15 protein-coding genes are annotated in these 16,087 nt (G+C 46.2%); 6 read left to right on the forward strand and 9 right to left on the reverse strand.

Features of this window, described 5'->3' with window-relative positions:
* Positions 1 to 13: 13 nt before the first annotated feature.
* The gene (locus JGK20_RS14705; protein ID WP_293231055.1) at positions 14 to 361 is read left to right on the forward strand and encodes a DUF779 domain-containing protein; all 348 of its coding nucleotides are present in this window, start codon (positions 14 to 16) and stop codon (positions 359 to 361) included.
* Between the two features lie 254 nt (positions 362 to 615).
* Here the strand turns inward: JGK20_RS14705 and JGK20_RS14710 are convergent, their stop codons facing one another.
* The 3 genes from JGK20_RS14710 to JGK20_RS14720 form a co-directional block, all read right to left on the reverse strand.
* Entirely contained in the window at positions 616 to 1,110 is a 495-nt protein-coding gene (locus tag JGK20_RS14710; protein WP_293216394.1) for a hypothetical protein, read from the reverse strand.
* A gap of 189 nt (positions 1,111 to 1,299) precedes the next feature.
* Positions 1,300 to 2,370 (reverse strand): FAD-dependent monooxygenase, encoded by a 1,071-nt coding sequence (locus tag JGK20_RS14715; protein ID WP_293174487.1) that lies wholly within the window; start codon positions 2,368 to 2,370, stop codon positions 1,300 to 1,302.
* A 356-nt stretch (positions 2,371 to 2,726) separates the two neighbouring features.
* Positions 2,727 to 3,278, reverse strand: coding sequence for a DUF2854 domain-containing protein (locus JGK20_RS14720; RefSeq protein ID WP_293174484.1), 552 nt, complete (start codon positions 3,276 to 3,278; stop codon positions 2,727 to 2,729).
* Positions 3,279 to 3,878: 600 nt separating this feature from the next.
* Here JGK20_RS14720 and JGK20_RS14725 point away from each other — a divergent pair.
* Together JGK20_RS14725 and JGK20_RS14730 are read left to right on the forward strand one after the other, a co-directional pair.
* Positions 3,879 to 4,139 carry a hypothetical protein gene (locus tag JGK20_RS14725; RefSeq protein ID WP_293174481.1) on the forward strand — a complete coding sequence of 87 codons (261 nt, stop codon included), beginning with the start codon at positions 3,879 to 3,881 and terminating at the stop codon, positions 4,137 to 4,139.
* A 180-nt stretch (positions 4,140 to 4,319) separates the two neighbouring features.
* On the forward strand, positions 4,320 to 4,490 hold the full coding sequence (locus tag JGK20_RS14730; RefSeq protein ID WP_293149374.1) for a hypothetical protein: 171 nt from the start codon (positions 4,320 to 4,322) through the stop codon (positions 4,488 to 4,490).
* Positions 4,491 to 4,515: 25 nt separating this feature from the next.
* Here the strand turns inward: JGK20_RS14730 and JGK20_RS14735 are convergent, their stop codons facing one another.
* From JGK20_RS14735 to JGK20_RS14745, 3 genes are all read right to left on the reverse strand, one after another.
* Positions 4,516 to 4,656, reverse strand: coding sequence for a hypothetical protein (locus tag JGK20_RS14735; RefSeq protein WP_293211540.1), 141 nt, complete (start codon positions 4,654 to 4,656; stop codon positions 4,516 to 4,518).
* A 129-nt stretch (positions 4,657 to 4,785) separates the two neighbouring features.
* A complete protein-coding gene (ppk1, locus tag JGK20_RS14740; RefSeq protein ID WP_293195657.1) occupies positions 4,786 to 6,969 on the reverse strand; it encodes a polyphosphate kinase 1 in 2,184 nt (727 codons plus the stop codon).
* A gap of 341 nt (positions 6,970 to 7,310) precedes the next feature.
* Entirely contained in the window at positions 7,311 to 11,096 is a 3,786-nt protein-coding gene (locus JGK20_RS14745) for a HEAT repeat domain-containing protein (RefSeq protein ID WP_293231057.1), read from the reverse strand.
* Positions 11,097 to 11,633: 537 nt separating this feature from the next.
* On the opposite strand from JGK20_RS14745, the gene JGK20_RS14750 reads away from it, so the two are divergent.
* Positions 11,634 to 12,095 (forward strand): SRPBCC family protein, encoded by a 462-nt coding sequence (locus JGK20_RS14750; RefSeq protein WP_293195654.1) that lies wholly within the window; start codon positions 11,634 to 11,636, stop codon positions 12,093 to 12,095.
* Positions 12,096 to 12,101: 6 nt separating this feature from the next.
* Here JGK20_RS14750 and JGK20_RS14755 read toward each other — a convergent pair whose 3' ends face one another.
* Complete coding sequence (locus JGK20_RS14755) at positions 12,102 to 12,830, reverse strand: gamma-glutamyl-gamma-aminobutyrate hydrolase family protein (protein ID WP_293195652.1); 729 nt, start codon at positions 12,828 to 12,830, stop codon at positions 12,102 to 12,104.
* A gap of 88 nt (positions 12,831 to 12,918) precedes the next feature.
* On the opposite strand from JGK20_RS14755, the gene JGK20_RS14760 reads away from it, so the two are divergent.
* Positions 12,919 to 13,176 (forward strand): hypothetical protein, encoded by a 258-nt coding sequence (locus JGK20_RS14760; protein WP_293231059.1) that lies wholly within the window; start codon positions 12,919 to 12,921, stop codon positions 13,174 to 13,176.
* Positions 13,177 to 13,219: 43 nt separating this feature from the next.
* Here the strand turns inward: JGK20_RS14760 and JGK20_RS14765 are convergent, their stop codons facing one another.
* Together JGK20_RS14765 and JGK20_RS14770 are read right to left on the reverse strand one after the other, a co-directional pair.
* Positions 13,220 to 13,879: a DUF2834 domain-containing protein gene (locus JGK20_RS14765; RefSeq protein WP_293174466.1), complete on the reverse strand. Its 660-nt coding sequence runs from the start codon at positions 13,877 to 13,879 to the stop codon at positions 13,220 to 13,222.
* Between the two features lie 36 nt (positions 13,880 to 13,915).
* Positions 13,916 to 14,194: a hypothetical protein gene (locus JGK20_RS14770; RefSeq protein ID WP_293195650.1), complete on the reverse strand. Its 279-nt coding sequence runs from the start codon at positions 14,192 to 14,194 to the stop codon at positions 13,916 to 13,918.
* A gap of 219 nt (positions 14,195 to 14,413) precedes the next feature.
* Here JGK20_RS14770 and JGK20_RS14775 point away from each other — a divergent pair, with 219 nt between their 5' ends.
* Positions 14,414 to 15,988, forward strand: a complete 1,575-nt coding sequence (locus tag JGK20_RS14775) for a nucleoside transporter C-terminal domain-containing protein (protein ID WP_293231061.1) — start codon at positions 14,414 to 14,416, stop codon at positions 15,986 to 15,988.
* Positions 15,989 to 16,087: the final 99 nt, after the last annotated feature.

Raw genomic sequence — 16,087 nt, forward strand, 5'->3', positions numbered from 1 at the left:
AATAATTTCTCCCATGGAAACAATCCCCAAAGTCACAGCCACAGAAGCCGCCTTAAAACTAATAGACTACCTCAAAACCCAGCACGGAGAATTGATGTTTCACCAATCGGGCGGCTGCTGCGATGGTAGTTCTCCCATGTGCTATCCCAACGGGGAATTAATCGTCGGCGATGGCGATGTATTGCTGGGAAAACTAGACGGTTGTCCCTTTTATATTGCAGCACAGCAATACGAACATTGGCAGCACACGCAGTTAATCCTAGACGTAGTACAGGGGCCCGGAGGCAGCGATTTTTCCCTGGAAGGGCCGGAGGGAGAGCGTTTTATTACTCGTTCTCGCTTGTTTATCAATGTTGATTAATTGTATTTTGCCTCTTGTTTGGACTAAAGAAATTTTATTTGTATTGAACCGCAGAAGGCGCAGAAAACGCAGAGATAGGACTTACGAGAGCAGTCAGAAACCGGGTTTTTTACGAATATCCTTCGCCGCAGCTACAAAATTTAGGAAAAAACCCGGTTTCTTGGGCCTTGATGCGTAAGTCCTAAGAGAAAGAGAACAGAGATATATCTTATTGATGTTGACAATCTAGGCGTTTTTTGCTAGATGTACTTTGTCTAAGGCAAGCGCGTTTCTTCAATAAATGAGATGCCATCAAAAATACCGTTTTTAAAGGCTTGAGTGCTGCGAACTCGGTGATTTTCGCTGAGTAATGTCATTGTTTCCATAAAGGTAATAAGGACGTTATCTTCAGTTTTATTTGCCCGAAAGCATACTGTTTCCTGGCCTGCATCCCAGGCGATCGCCGAAAAATCAGAATAACTGCTAGAATACAGTTTCAAAATCCGTTCTTCAAACTCTCCTTGAAAATTAAGCTGAACGCGAGAACCGTCTGAAAATTCATAATTGTTAACTTGTTGGTAGTGACTTCCTTGAATCCAGATGGTAAAATTACCGAAAAAGCTGCGAGAAAAATGTCCGCGAGTATCGGTCTTGATGTATTCTCCTTGCCAAGTACCAATATGACGGGTAAAAATTTCAGGTACTTTCTCCAAATCTGGAGAACTTACAGGGGTTACTGTATTTTCACGAATTACAGGATTGTTACTCATTATTTCCTCTCCAGTTTTTCTCGACACCTGATTTGCTTAAGACTGACGGAAAAATCAAGTTAATTTCATCATTAAACCACCCAGAGTTTGTTGATCTGTACTGCATTTAATTAAATTGTAAATTTCAATTTCATCTCCCCCTCTCCCCCTCTCCCCCTCCCCCTCTCCCCCTCTCCCCCTCTCTCTTTCTTAACGACGGCCAACTTTCTGACTAATTTCTCGGCTGCTGCGTTGATATTCGTGGACAATTGGGAGTCTTTCAGTTTGGAAGTTTTCCAGGGCTTCGGGAATATTTGCACTATTTGCGAGATGTTTTGCTAAATACAAACCATCTTCCCAACCGGAAGTCATTCCTCTGGCGCGTGTGGAACTTTTGGCGTGGGCTGCATCTCCAATTAAGATAACACGACCATCGTAGATTTTCGGTAGGGGGTCAATGTCATAGGAAAAACGACAGACAATATTTTCTAAAGGCGTTGATTCTATAAGTTTTCGGGCATCTTCTGGGAGTTTTGCTAGTTCTTCGGGAGGAATGGTAATATTGGTAGGTTGCAGTTTCCCGATTTCAGATTCAGTGCGCTCTTTTTCAATAAAGAAGCCCCAATGAGTGCGACCTCCACCGATGTGAAAGAAGTTGGCATAAATTCCCCGACCCCGTACATAAACAAAAAAGTTTCCTTCGGGACAGAAGCTGTTATCTTCGACTATTCCCCGCCAGACGACATCGCCTAAATAAAATAGTTCTACGTTAGGAACTATAAATTGACGGACTTTTGAGACAATGCCATCGGCACCAATTAATAGATCGCCTTCCCATTTTGTGCCATCTTTAAAGTGGGCGATCGCGCTGTGGTCGGTTTGGGCGATCGATGCCAATTCTGCATTAAAATGAATACACTCGGGGGGTAACTCGTCAAGGATTGCTTCTAATATAGCTTTGCGGTGTACCAGCATTGCTGGGACTTCGTTTTCTTCGTAGGTGACTGGCTCGGAATTGATGACACCGCCGCGCAGGTTGCGAAACTCGAATAATTTAACTCGATCGCCCGAGTTGATGATTTTTTCGGTAATTTGAGCGTTGCCTTGATGCAGTGCTTCCATACCTGCTTGCACGATCAGAATACCACAGCCATCGGTACGCGGATAGGGTGCTTTTTCAAACAAGTCAACTTTAAACCCTTGTTGAATCAGCAAAATTGCCAGATAAGCTCCTGATGTTCCTGCGCCGATAATACCTATCCTGGTCTGGGACGGAACCATTTGTGCTGCTCCTGATTTTAAGATTGCGATCGCTCCTCAACCAATATTATTATTACATAAAATAAGATTTGGGCTAGGTCTGGATGGGCGATCCTCTTTGAGGGCTTTGCTAACGAGCTTTTGGTGATAGCGACTGGTTTCAAGCAGCAGTTAAAATCAGTATCGGAAGTGATGCAGGATTAATAATTAATATTATGTCAGATCTAACGACCATATTGGTTTGTAGTGAGGACTTTAGTCCGCATCAAAGAGAGGACTGAAGTCCTCACTACGAACCGTTACTGATTGTGGTCAATTGACCGGACATAATATAATGGGTGAGTTGAAAATTATCGCACTCACAACTTAAGGCTGGTTTAAGCTTTAGGAGTGGTAATTAAAGCCAATTCAATTTTGTCATCAGGCTTTTGAGTGACTTTTGCGTCCAAACCAGGACCAAAAAATTTAGCTATTTTTTCTTGCTTTTCTTCCCAAAGTGCGATCGGCAGCAGCGGCGAATAAAACTCTAGAATTAAAGCATAAGCACCGTCAATATCAACTTCCCGCAAGCTTTGGAGGAGGGGGCGTTCCTCGTCAGTCGGGGCCATTCCCAAGCGTTCCAGAGCGTCATCTAAGTGGGCGGGTTGGCCGTAACGAAATCGGGTGATATCTTTGCGGACTTGGTTTTGAGTATCCGTGGCCTGACTTTCTCTCAACAGGAGAACTTCAGGAGAAGTCGGTTCGGTGAACTCCACTGGCTCGAGTTCGGCTGCTTTCAGGGCCAAACCTCCCAGCAAAAGGGGAATTCCATAAAAAAAACCGGCTAGGTTGAGGGTAGCTTGGTCGGTGAAGTAGGCATAGAACCCGACTACTGCTAAAATACCGCCCACCACTAAGGCTAGGCTTGCTAAAGAAATTTTACGTAACATATTAGTGAGGTAAGTAGCTGGAATCAACAATATACTTTAATTATTATCGGGCAAGAAGTCTGGAATAAATTTAGTTTTTTTGCCAAAATACCGGTCAAAACTGCTAGCATCTATGAGAGCGGGTTCTCTGTGCATCCACAATCTTGTCTCTAGCTTCAAAAAAATATCCCGCTTTCCCTCGCCGCGGCGCCACCGATAAATATCCGGTTAATTGGACGCCGTTGGTTCCAGAAGGTAATCGAGATCGGCAGTATCATCAAAGTATAGAGAGCGGCGATCGCGATCGACGCTCTTGCCCTTTCAACCAATTTTAGGACGTCAGGAACTCAGGGAATCAACGCCACTGAGCTTGTAAGAAATTACAAGCTGTTCTGACCAGACCCCTCGGAAGAGGAGACGTTATTTAGGTCACGACACCGGAGAATGCGACGCCAGTTTTCCGCTCTGTCATCTGCAATTAAACAGTTTTAAAGTCACTGAAACAGTGTTGCAGGTCTAACAAGCAACCCCGAAAGGGGATTCAAGGCGGTTGAAACCGCGCCCGTCGTTTTCCTCTCAGGTCTAAAGACTTGCTCGTTTCCCACTTACCGAATATTTTTTATGATTAAAGACGAAGACAAACAGACTGCGGTCGCCAACAAGTCTGTTCTAGACCAGATTAACTCGCTCAAACGCGAAGATGAAAGGCTTTATAATATTTTAGCGATCGATGTCTGGGCCCTAGCCAAGACAATGGATGAATATCAACCTGGATTTTGGGCTGCTTTCATGAAAAACCGCGAGAAGGCCTTGAAGCGATTTTTAGCTGAAATGATGAAAAATAAACCCGCAGATAGCAAACGTCCGCCTTTCCTGCGCTAAAGTTTTGATGTACAATCAAACTATAACACAGACTCAAAAAAACCAGATCGCGCTCATCACTTCTATATAAAAATAGTAAAGGATTGGCGCAGAAAGGCACGTCGGTGAATTAAGAATTCTCGTCTGTTCGCAGGGGGGAAAGTCAAATATTTTTGTTAATACTAGCCAAGGCAAAAAACAATGGATGTACAGACAATCAAAGAGCGCGTAGCAGAAATCGAAGTCAAGCGGGAATCCCTCGTGCGGCTGTTAGATCGATCGGACTTGGGAGCTCTGAGAATTGATGTCAGTCAGGCGATCGAGGAAATTGATGATTTGTTAGAAGAATTTAAGCGCACTTTTGACAGTTAAGCAGTCATTAGTCAGCACTCATCTGCTAAATGATATCGTTTCCACTGCGATCGGAATAATAATTTTCCCGGTGCAGTGCGAGCGTCCCCGCTCGCGAATCGATCGCGAGCGGGGACGCTCGCACTGCGGTATCATGAGGACGATCGCCATTTAAGCCGATCGCCATTTAAGCCGATCGCCATTTAAGCCGATCGCCATTTAAGCCGATCGCTCTTTAACCAGATCGCTCTTTAACCAGATCGCGAGCGGGGACGCTCGCACTGCGGTATCATTGGGGTTTAACTGGACGATCGCCCTAATTCATCGCCATATCCATCAAAATCTGCTGAGAGTTAACCTCCGGGTTATTAGCAGGTGGCCGCCGCTGGGAATAGTGTCCCCCAGGCTGCAAATCCCAAGCTTGACGGTTGTCCGCCAGCATCACACCGAGAATTTCTTGCAATTCCATTACTATAGTCGGATCTTCGACTTGGACGATCGCCTCAACCCGCCTGCTAAGATTGCGCTGCATCCAGTCAGCAGAACCAATATACACCTCTTCGCTGCCACGGTTGAAAAAATAAAACATCCGCGAATGCTCTAAAAAGCGGCCGATAATACTGATAACTCTGATATTGTCGCTAACACCCTCAACGCCCGGACGCAAACAGCAAATCCCGCGAATAATCAAATCAATTTTAACTCCCGCTTGCGAAGCTTCGTACAAAGCAACAATAATTTGAGGGTCAACTAAAGCATTCATTTTAGCGACAATCCGGCCGCAGCTACGAGTGCCGCTTTCCGCATTCAAGCGACATTCGTCGGCCTCGCGGCGGATTAATGCTAAAAAACGATCGCGCATATTGACAGGCGCCACCAACAATTTACGATAAGATAGCTGCCGCGAATAACCGGTTAAATAATTAAACAAGTCTGTCAAATCCGCACCCAAATCCTCGCGACAACTCAACAAACCGACATCCGTATACAGTCCGGCTGTTTTGGGATTGTAATTTCCCGTGCCGATGTGGACGTAGCGGCGAATACATTTGTCCTCGCGGCGCACTACCATCACAACCTTAGTGTGGGTTTTGAGTCCCACCAAACCGTAAACGACGTGGACTCCTGCTTGTTCTAACTTGCGCGCCCAATTAATGTTATTTTCTTCATCAAACCGGGCTTTGAGCTCTACTAAAACAGCTACTTGCTTGCCGTTTTCCGCTGCTTGAATTAAGGCGCTGACGATCGGCGAATCACCAGAAGTGCGGTATAAAGTCATCTTAATCGCTAACACCGAGCGATCGTTCGCCGCCTCAGTAATAAACCGCTGGACAGTCGCTGCAAACGAGTGATAGGGATGGTGTAGCATGATATCCCCTCGACGGATGACCGTAAAAATATCCTCACCATCCTCAACATCCAACATCGATTTGCCTAAAATCATTGGCGATTCCGAATTCCGCAAGCGCGGCGGCACCACCGGAGTCCAAGGCGGGTCTTTGAGTTCCGGCACAGGCAGCCCCACAAAAGACATCAAATCCTTGAGGCCTAACAGCCCCTCCACCGCGTAAACATCCTGCTCGCCGAGTTCCAACTCATCCATCAGCATATCTCGCAGCGCAAGCGGCATAATCGCTGGAATTTCCATCCGTACCGCAGAACCTGTAAACCGGCGCTTGCGGAGTTCCTGTTCAATCGCCAGCAGTAAATCATCTGCCTCATCTTCCTCGACAGTCAAATCGGAATTGCGAGTAATCCGAAATGGGTGATATTCCTGAATATCCATCCCCGGAAACAAAGCCTCTAAATTGTGGGCGATTACCTGTTCTAAAGGTACGCCCGTCCACACAGGAGTTTTGCCCCTTTGCTGCCACTGCAAATGGGCCGGTAAGGGCAAAAATCTCGGCAAAACCTGCGGTACTTTAACCCGCGCAAACAATTCCTCGCGGGTGTCGGGATCTCTGACAACTACTGCTAAATTGAGGCTGAGATTGGAGAGGAATGGGAATGGGTGGCTGGGGTCAACTGCTAGGGGAGTGAGTACGGGAAATACTTGTTCTTTGAAGTAACGGTGCAAGTAATTTCGTTGTTCTTGATTGAGGTCAATGTAGTCGAGAATGTGGATGCCGCTTGCTGCTAATTTGGGCCGCAGAGTTTGGTCAAAATAGGCGTGTTGCTGAGTTACCATCGGCAAAAGCCGCTTGTTGATGGCATCTAGCTGTTGTTGGGGCGTGCTACCATCGGAGGTTAATTTGGTGACTTTTGCTTCTACTTGCTGTCTGAGGGCCGCCACTCGCACCATGAAGTATTCGTCTAGGTTTGAGCTAAAAATAGCGAGAAATTTGAGTCTTTCGAGGAGGGGCGTGCGGGGGTCTAGGGCTTCGTGGAGCACGCGGTTGTTGAATTCTAGCCAGCTTTGTTCTCTGTTGAAGTAGTATTGAGGGTCGCTGAGGTTGATTTCGGTGTAGGTTTTGACTGGGGTCTTTTTTGGCTTGGACATGGTTTGCGGGGGTCTTGCGGGGAGGCTCGATCGTATCTTTACCATTAGTATTGCAGTAGTATTGGGGTAGCGGCGCAGTAGCGGGCGATTGAAATCGCGTCTAGACAGACAAAACCCGAACGAGCGAGGGGTTGGAGAGGAAGAGCGATCGAGCTTTATGATTTATGTTGTGTACGATCGCACATTTTGTATTTCTTGTTTGTTGCCGAAGCCAGATCCCCCTAAATCCCCCTTAAGAAGGGGGACTTTGATCGGATTCTTGTCCCCCCCTTATTAAGGGGGGCTAGGGGGGATCTGGCCTCGGCGACAAGCAGCAGTCTCTGAATACATCCGCCCCAACATCACGAACCAATCCCCCCAATCCAACTCTGCACGGCATTCAACAAATCATCTCCATCCACCGCAAAACCTGTTAGCGGCAATTCCAGCGGTGTATCGGTAATCCAGGCGATATGAATTCCCATGTGAGTGTCGGCGAGTTTGCGGGTGAAAGACGAAAGCGCATCTTCGCAGGGACAGGAGTGCAAAATTAAGGCGATGTGCTGTTTTTGCAGCCGATTTTTGAGTTGGGGAATTAATCGCTTGAATTCGGGGGCGTTGCGAATGGCGGGGATGTCTGTATCTGCGGGGAAGATTGTTTGATATAGTTGGGTACAGAGCTCTTGGGCGATCGCGCTTATATCTGTTTCGCCTTCTAACGCGCGAATGTTGAGGGGAACGGGGAAGGTTTTATCGGTGGATTGGAGTTGTTTGAGGAGTGTGGGGATATCTGTATTTTGTCGGTGGTTGCGATCGGGTGTTGGGGAATTGGTGGGTTGGGTGTGCCATGCTTGATAAAATTCTGGGTAAGTCATATTTTGGGCACAGGCCCAGATAATTGGGTAGCGATCTTTATAGCGATTAAAATCGTTTTCGTAGACTTCGGAATTTAGACAATCTTTCAAACCTGAGAGTGCGAGGACGAAGTGTTTACCTTTGATAATTTCCCCTAAGATATCTGCCGCTTGCCACCGGGCAATGTTATCATTTGAATTTCTGATTAAATCGACTAAAGTGGCGATCGCAACTACGTTATCTTTGCATATTTTCCCTAAGCTTACGGCCGCTCTCCTCTGGGTATTTTTATCCTGAAAAGTACCGATTAAATCGACTAAAGCTGAGATCGCAACTGAGTTATCTTTGTCGATTTTTCCTAAGCTATTTATGGCACTCCTCCAGGTATTATCATCCTCAGAAGTACCAATCAACTCCACTAAACCGGACATAGCAACTGGGTTCGATCCACCTATTTCTGCTAACTCTTTTACTACTTCTATCTGGGTATCTTTATCAATCTGAGAAGTACACATTAACTCCACTAAATGGTAAATCGCGCATTGCCCCCGATCCGTCTCTTTCAGTATGTCCCTTGAACCCTCTGCAATTGGATCAGAATATGTTTGCCACTCTTTCTTCTCCTCATTAAAATAACCAAATCCCCACTTAATAACCTGCGACACAATCTCATCAGCAAGACTACAATCCTTAAACTCAGCAATCCCCGCAGCCGCTAGAAAACACGCACGATATCCATAAAAATCACCACACCCATCCTCAAACTCAACCAACCTATTAATAAACCCTTCCTTCTTCTCCTTCCCTACCTCCTCACGCCCCAACCACAACAAAATAACCTCCTTCCACTGCTTCTCAAAAATCCGGTACACCCCAGTAGAGGCGGTGTCCCCGTGCCCGCCCTCTGGGGGAATATGATTCAAGAAAAAGTGCCAATCCTCAACCGCCAACGCCGCAAAATATTCCTGAAACGTCGGATGGTAAAAAGCATAAATCCCCTCCAGCGTCTCCCCATCCCTCGCCACTAAATTCAGCCAACCCAAACGACAAGCCAACTCAAACTGCGATTCACCCATCACCCGATATCCCACACTTTCTCGCAACTGAAACCGCGACGTTTCATTTAACATCCCAGAAAGTGCCAATTTCCCCAAAGCCGCATTCAATTCCTGCTGCTGAATCCAATTCAAGTGCGGTTTTTTCCACTGATATAAAGTAGTCACAAACCGCTGATAAAGCTTAGCCTTAGTATCCGGCAAATCCCCATCCAAGGATTGCCAAGTGCCACACAATAACGAACATCTCAGGGGATTTTTTACTAAATCTCGAATTCGCTCTTTTCCTGATGCTGCTAATGCTTCGCGTAGCTGTTGAGAAAGCACCCCCCCAGCCCCCCTTGCTAAGGAGGGAGTTAGAGTTTCTTCTGTATTTTGGGCTGGGAAAGAAAGGGGAAGATCCCCCCCAGCCCCCCTTAAGAAGGGGGGAGTTAGAGTGTCGCCTTCTCCTGTCGCCTGCGTTGAGAAACCGGGAGTAAGAGAGTCCCCTTCTTCTCTTGTCTCCCCCCTTACCAAGGGGGGGTTAGGGGGGGTTCCAAACTGGGGGTTAAGGGGGGTTCCAAACCACTTATCAATAAACATTTCCACCTGTTCGGGATAGGAAAACTCCAGAGTGCGATAAGTATCAAAACTATCCAACGCAGAGCCGATCGCATCCCAGACATTCTGCCGACAACTTAGCACAATCCGCGCCCTTTGAATACAGCCACCCGTCCTAATTTGCCGCTCAATTTCCGCCAAAGGATTCCCATCACCCACCGCCATCTCATCCGCCCCATCCAACACCAACCAAACGCGATCGGCATTAAACTGTGCTAAAAAATCATCCTTAATATCCGCCGTCGCCTCAGCCTTCCCAATTCTCTTAATTGCCGCCACCAACCAATTATCAAATAAATAGGTTTCTAATTCCTTCCCCTGCAAATCCGCCAAGGATACCCAAATTACCATAGCCTCCGAAATGCCCGTCGCTACCCAATTCGCAATCTGCCGCAACAGCGTTGTTTTCCCCGCCCCCGGTTCCCCAATAATTCCTAACCGCTTCCCATTGCTTTTCGGGCTAATTCCTTGCTGGATTACTTGTTCGAGAAACTCGCTATGTTCAAATGTCTGAGTAACTTCTTTTTCCCGATACAAATCCGAACCTTCTTCAGCCCCAAGATTCTCGCGCTTCTCAGTCACTTTGTGCCGTTCCACCAAACCCAGCGGCACATAAACATCATCAATTTGATGGTTGCCAAAAGTTAGCTGATTACTACTCAGTCGCTGCTGTTCTTTCTCGTCTAATATCTGCTGGCAAATATCCTGCCAATCAATCGGTTGATAAACAATGTGGCTCTTTTCAACTATCTCCTCTAGCCAAGCATACATCTCTTGGGTTCTGCTATCAATCCGCGTTAAAGTTTGACCCGTAAAAATCTGAAAAACTTTCTCGTTTTCCTTGATTTCCTGAGCAAAGTATGCAGATACCAAGGCAAATAATTCTTGCTCTAACTTAGTCTTGTAGGGTGCGACATCGCAATTTTCGATGGCGACTTCCAGCAGTTTTTGCTTAAGTTCAACCTGATTCTGCTTTAACTCATCTGCGGAAGTCAGCAGCAATTCTATTTCATCTAAACCCTCAATCGGAATCCCAGACGGGACTGTTTCTTTATCGACTTTTTCCAATTCAGATTTTAACTGCTTAATCTTCTTATCGAGCCATTCTAAATCTGGACGGTGTTGAGGTAAGTAAATAACGATTCCTTTAGAAGCCCTGCGAGATGGCTCAACCAATTCTTTATGACATTCTGAGGCGATTTGTTGTTGAGCTTTCAAGAAAGAACGTTTCAGCGCTTTTTCTAAATCGTGATTGACTATTTTCCCGTTTCGTGATACTTTTTTGATTCCGGTCAAACAAAGGTGCTTTGCTGCATCATTAACTTGAGTCCCCAATATGGCTTGCCACACGACTGTGAAAAGTCCTCCCAATAACGCAGCATCTAGCATTTGACAGTTTCTCCTAATTTCAGGCTCTAGGGGGTTAGTTTGATTGTAGGCGATCGACTTTATTTGCGATCGCACGAGTGGACAGGTGCGTCGCTCGCTCGATTTTTGATGTTTGGCTAAGGATTTTTTGTGGCGACACACCCGAATACTTGATTGTAGGCGATCGACTTTATTTGCGATCGCACGAGTGGACAGGTGCGTCGCCCGCTCGATTTTTGATGTTTGGCTAAGGATTTTTTGTGGCGACACACCCGAATACATGATTGTAGGCGATCGACTTTATTTGCGATCGATAGCTTCAGGAATTTGTCTGCTTAACAGTCACCGTCAGTTGAAAACCGAGTGGTAACTGCTCAAAAACCGCTGAAAAAATACAAAAACCGCTGGTAAATCAGTGAATAGGAAGGCTGGAACCACCTAAAATCGTTGGCTATCGTTCAGATTCTCGAAAATCACCAGCGGTTATTGAGTAGTTATATATAAACTCTAATTAAATGTTTTGTATGTAGTCAATAATTCTTCTCCAATATACTAGATTGTGTTAACATAAAGTTTAGATGCGTTCGCCCTGAGTCTAACCCAACGCTCAGTAAATCCACCTGCTAATTCAACGTCAAGTATGGATAGCTAAAAAACTTACTGTATATATATCTTCTTCCTTCTTCCTAATGACGGCAGAACTGATGGGTAATCGGTAATCAATGATGGGTAATCGGGAATTCTATCCGTTACATCCGTTACATCCGTTACATCCGCTGCCGAACTTCCTTCTTCCTTCTTCTTACAATGCCCAATTTTAGATACTCGTCGCTGATAAACGCCACCGTTGAAACAGTCTGGAACTTTTACGAAAGGCCGGATATTCTGCAACTGTTGACTCCGCCTTGGCAACCGGTGAAAATCATCCGCCGCGAAGGGGGACTCGATGTGGGGGCTGTGTCAGAATTTCGGCTGTTATTGGGGCCGATTCCAGTAAAATGGGTGGCGACTCATACTGAATGCGAACAATATCGCTTGTTTGTTGACGAACAAACTGAGGGGCCGATGGCACGTTGGACTCACCGACACGAGTTTACCACAGAAAATGGCCATACCCGATTGACAGATGCGATCGCATTTTCGATACCGGGCGGCCCGATTGTCGATTTGCTGTTAGGTTGGTGGGTAGAAATACGGTTAACTGATATGTTTCGCTACCGCCACGAAGTCACTAAGCGAGAGTGCGAAAAAAATGCAAATAATGGCTGAAAATTTTCATGCAGATTTAGTATAATTCATAAACTTGGAAGCTGCTGCTTCGACAAAAGCCCGAAAAAGTTCGCAGTTTGGGAGACTTTTTGGCGACATTTCTGGATGCCACTGAACTGCTACCATCCAAGGGTGATATTTGTATTCGATTGCTTCTATTAAACCGTCGGGTGCTCGTGCTACAATTTGCCAGCCGGGAATCATTGTTTGTACGGCTTGATGGTGCCAGGAAACGACGTTTGTAGAGGTAGTTCCCATGATTTTTGCTAGCCGGCTGTCGGGGTCTATTTTAATGATATGCTCGATCGCACGAATCGGGTTTTCTTGTCGGTGATTCACCTCCTCTCCGTAAGCATCCGGTACGTGCACGACCAAATTCCCCCCGCTGGCTACATTCAGGACTTGCATTCCGCGACAAATCCCCAACACGGGTATGTCAGCCCTCAAAGCTAGCTTAGCTAAGCTTAACTCAAAATTGTCGCGTTCTGCGTTAACCGAGTAAACCGTGCGATCGACAAAACCGCCATAAAGTTCTGGATTGATATCTCCACCACCTGAAAAAATCAAACCATCTACGGCATCAAAAATACTAGCCGGATCTAATTGATTGGGAGGCAGTAAAATTGGAATACCACCTGCTGCCTGCACTGCATCAATATATGCTCCGTTGAGGCAATATTCGCCTGCTTGACTGCGACAGTAAGTTGTGATACCAACGATGGGATGTTTTTTCATTTTTTAGAGAGTGGGAGATAATTATTTACATTAGTTCTAGGATATTCTAGTATTATCAATAAGTTTTTCTTGCACGGGCTAGAAGCCCATGCCACCAGAAAATTTACTGATTGTGGAACAGGCATCTTGCCTGTTTTTTGCACGGGCTAGAAGCCCATGCCACCAGAATGCACGGGCTAGAAGCCCATGCCACCAGAAAATTTACGGGCTAGAAGCCCATGCCACCAGAAAATTTACTGATTGTGGAACAGGCATCTTGCCTGTTTTTTGCACGGGCTGGAAGCCCATGCTACAAGAAAATTTACTCATTGTGGAACAGGCATCTTGCCTGTTTCTTCCATTATGACGCTCAATTCCTAGATTAAACTGAGCATTTCCTGCACTGCTGTCTAATTTGTAACAATTTTAGGATTATTTTCAGGCAGCGGTGGGCGGGTACACAGATAAGCCAATGGCCCGAACAGGGGCACTAATGTTACTGCCCAAAATGCTATTGAATTTTGCACTCCTCGGCGCGCCATATCGTCGGTTAATAAAGCAGGAAATAGCAGGGAAAGCAGACAAAAGTCTAAACTCATCACGTGGATAAAACGGCTGGTTTGCCACTGCCCAACAAAATCAGACCAATCGCCTTTTGTCAAGCCAAAAGCAACCAACGCAGCAGCGCCTAATGTTAGGACAATCCCAGTAAAACGGGAGTCTAATATTTTTAAGAAAATATTTTTAGTGCCAGAAAATTCTGGATTCGGTTCGCGCAGGGCTAAATAAGGGAGCAAGGCAAATGCACCGACGCCAAATGATAAAGTTGCAAAAATCCATGCTCGTATTTTCTGCCCTCTGCCGTCGGCAAATAAGACGCAACTGTAAATCAGCGGCCAGACTCCCATGATGTTAAACAAAGCTACAATTAAAGGGTTGATGCCTGCTATTTTGCCTGTGGAAAGGTTGGTAATTAGTGTGATGGTGTCGGGGTTGTCGGGTGGCGCAAATACAAAGGCGTAGGTGCTGAATATAATCCAAAGCAGAGCAAATCCAATTTTTCTAGACATATATTCCTTCTCAGAATCGAAAATCGACTCAACCTTCTAAAAATCATCATCGGAGCCCTCATCGGAGCTCTCATCGCTGCGGACAAGTTCCGAAGGAGGCCTGTCATTACTCCAAGCCCACCACACGGCGCCGCACTGGCAGCGGTAAAATTCTTGCCACTTGCGGCGGTTGGACTCGGTGTATACTGGCGATCGACGATTAATCCAGACCTCATGGGCATCCGTGCAGCTAGCAGCGCACTTGGGACAGCAAAACTCAGTAGCGTGAACCGCCGCCGCAGTCCATTCGGGAGGATGTGGAGCAAAAGCTTCCATGTGTTGCGTGTTTCTATCTAAACTGCTGTTAAGTAGGCAAATCAAGGGTTGCTAAAGATCCGTAGAGCTCGCAACGGCATAAGTTATGACATAAGTACGCTGTTGAGTGCGTAATTCCTATGACAGTTATTTTTTTGGCATTTGCCGTCCGATGAATAGTATAACTGATGTGGTGTAAGCCGTCGATCGGCATTCTCAGCTATTTCAAGGACTAGGCTCATGTCTATCTACAACTTTATCTCATTTCTGGGCATCTTTGGCTTGTGTGCGATCGCCTGGATTTTTTCAGAAAACCGCCAAGTTCGCTATATACCTTGGCGCGTCATCATCTGGGGCATTGGCTTACAATTAGTCTTAGGATTTTTAGTATTCCTATTTCCTCCAACTCGCATCGCCCTAGAGTGGTTTACCAGCTTGCTCGATGGAGTATTCACCGCTGCTGACGCCGGTGCCAGATTTGTATTCGGCAGAAACATTGTACCAATACCCGGTCAAGACCCGCCAGTTAATTTAGGATATATTTTCGCCTTTCGGGCTTTACCAACAGTCGTGTTTTTTTCCGGCCTCATGGCATTGCTTTATAATATCGGCGTAATTCAAATTATCACCGAAGTTTTTGCCAAAATATTTTACATGACAATGCGGTTAAGCGGCGCAGAAGCACTCAGCGGCGCCGCCAATATTTTCGTAGGAATCGAAGCAGCAATTGTCGTCAAACCTTATTTGCCACAAATGACTCGTTCCGAGCTTTGTGCAATCCTCTCCTGCTGTTTTGGGACTGCCGCTTCATCAACATTAGCAATTTACGTCAGTTTTCTCAAGCCTGTTTTTCCCAATATTTTAGGGCATTTAGTTTCAGCCTCAATTATCGCCATTCCCGCTTGCTTTGTCCTCTCCAAAATCTTAGTTCCCGAAACAGGTGTACCAGTGACAATGGGCGGCATTCCCAAGGAACAACCAAAACCTCAAGGCCACGAGTTTATCGGCGACGAACTTGGAGAAAATGACGGTGAGATCCGCAAACAAGAGACAGTTGGCGGAGAACCCATCGAACGAGTCAGCCCTTTGGATGCTGCAATTATTGGCGCATTAGACGGTGTGAAAATGGCAGTCGCCATCGCCGCTGTTTTGATTTTAATCTTGGGTTTAGTTTCCTTAATCAATCAATTCTTTGCCTGGCTGGCCGTGTTGCCGGCTCCAATTGGTACAATCTTTAGTTTTATCACCCTGCAAAACATTCAAGGAGCCTTATTTTATCCGCTAACTTTGTTAACCGGAGTTCCGTTTGAGGATTCTTGGACAGCCTCAGTCATCATCGGACGGCGACTGTTAGAAACGGCGATTCCACCTTATCAAACCTTAGCAGAAGTGGCCGCAAAAGGACTGATTAGCGATCGCACAGTATTAATTGTCAGTTACGCCCTTTCCGGTTTCGCCCACTTAGCTTCCGTCGGCATATTTGTCGGCGGTACAATCGCCCTAATTCCTTCTCGGCGCAAAGACATTTCCGAACTCGGTTGGAAAGCCTTATTTGTCGGCACCTTAGCTACAATGATGATTGCCTGCATCGCCGGATTATTTGACACCGGAGACTCCAGCATTTTAGGCACTAAGACACCGCCTACTGCCCCGATTAGCGCTCCTGCTTTGCCGAAGTCGGGCGCATCTCCCGCCGCAAGTCCGAAGCCGTCAGTTGCCCCAGCAATTGCCAGCCCGAAGCCTTTGCCGAAGGGTGAAAAAGCTGCTCCGAAAGCTCAAGAATCTCCTAAATCTGAATCGAAGAAAACGCCTTAATATAGCCTTTCTCAAAAAGGTGAGGTATGACTGACAGGTTATATAACCACTGAAACCAAGAGGGCCCAAGCCCAACAACGTACCTCATCTTTCTGAGAA

Source organism: Microcoleus sp. PH2017_05_CCC_O_A (genome assembly GCF_020738785.1).
Classification (GTDB): domain Bacteria; phylum Cyanobacteriota; class Cyanobacteriia; order Cyanobacteriales; family Microcoleaceae; genus Microcoleus.

Coding starts and splice junctions, on each gene's coding strand:
- JGK20_RS14705 (WP_293231055.1), top strand. CDS start 14: ATGGAAACAATCCCCAAAGTCACAGCCACAGAAGCCGCCTTAAAACTA.
- JGK20_RS14710 (WP_293216394.1), bottom strand. CDS start 1,110: ATGAGTAACAATCCTGTAATTCGTGAAAATACAGTAACCCCTGTAAGT.
- JGK20_RS14715 (WP_293174487.1), bottom strand. CDS start 2,370: ATGGTTCCGTCCCAGACCAGGATAGGTATTATCGGCGCAGGAACATCA.
- JGK20_RS14720 (WP_293174484.1), bottom strand. CDS start 3,278: ATGTTACGTAAAATTTCTTTAGCAAGCCTAGCCTTAGTGGTGGGCGGT.
- JGK20_RS14725 (WP_293174481.1), top strand. CDS start 3,879: ATGATTAAAGACGAAGACAAACAGACTGCGGTCGCCAACAAGTCTGTT.
- JGK20_RS14730 (WP_293149374.1), top strand. CDS start 4,320: ATGGATGTACAGACAATCAAAGAGCGCGTAGCAGAAATCGAAGTCAAG.
- JGK20_RS14735 (WP_293211540.1), bottom strand. CDS start 4,656: ATGGCGATCGGCTTAAATGGCGATCGTCCTCATGATACCGCAGTGCGA.
- ppk1 (WP_293195657.1), bottom strand. CDS start 6,969: ATGTCCAAGCCAAAAAAGACCCCAGTCAAAACCTACACCGAAATCAAC.
- JGK20_RS14750 (WP_293195654.1), top strand. CDS start 11,634: ATGCCCAATTTTAGATACTCGTCGCTGATAAACGCCACCGTTGAAACA.
- JGK20_RS14755 (WP_293195652.1), bottom strand. CDS start 12,830: ATGAAAAAACATCCCATCGTTGGTATCACAACTTACTGTCGCAGTCAA.
- JGK20_RS14760 (WP_293231059.1), top strand. CDS start 12,919: ATGCCACCAGAAAATTTACTGATTGTGGAACAGGCATCTTGCCTGTTT.
- JGK20_RS14765 (WP_293174466.1), bottom strand. CDS start 13,879: ATGTCTAGAAAAATTGGATTTGCTCTGCTTTGGATTATATTCAGCACC.
- JGK20_RS14770 (WP_293195650.1), bottom strand. CDS start 14,194: ATGGAAGCTTTTGCTCCACATCCTCCCGAATGGACTGCGGCGGCGGTT.
- JGK20_RS14775 (WP_293231061.1), top strand. CDS start 14,414: ATGTCTATCTACAACTTTATCTCATTTCTGGGCATCTTTGGCTTGTGT.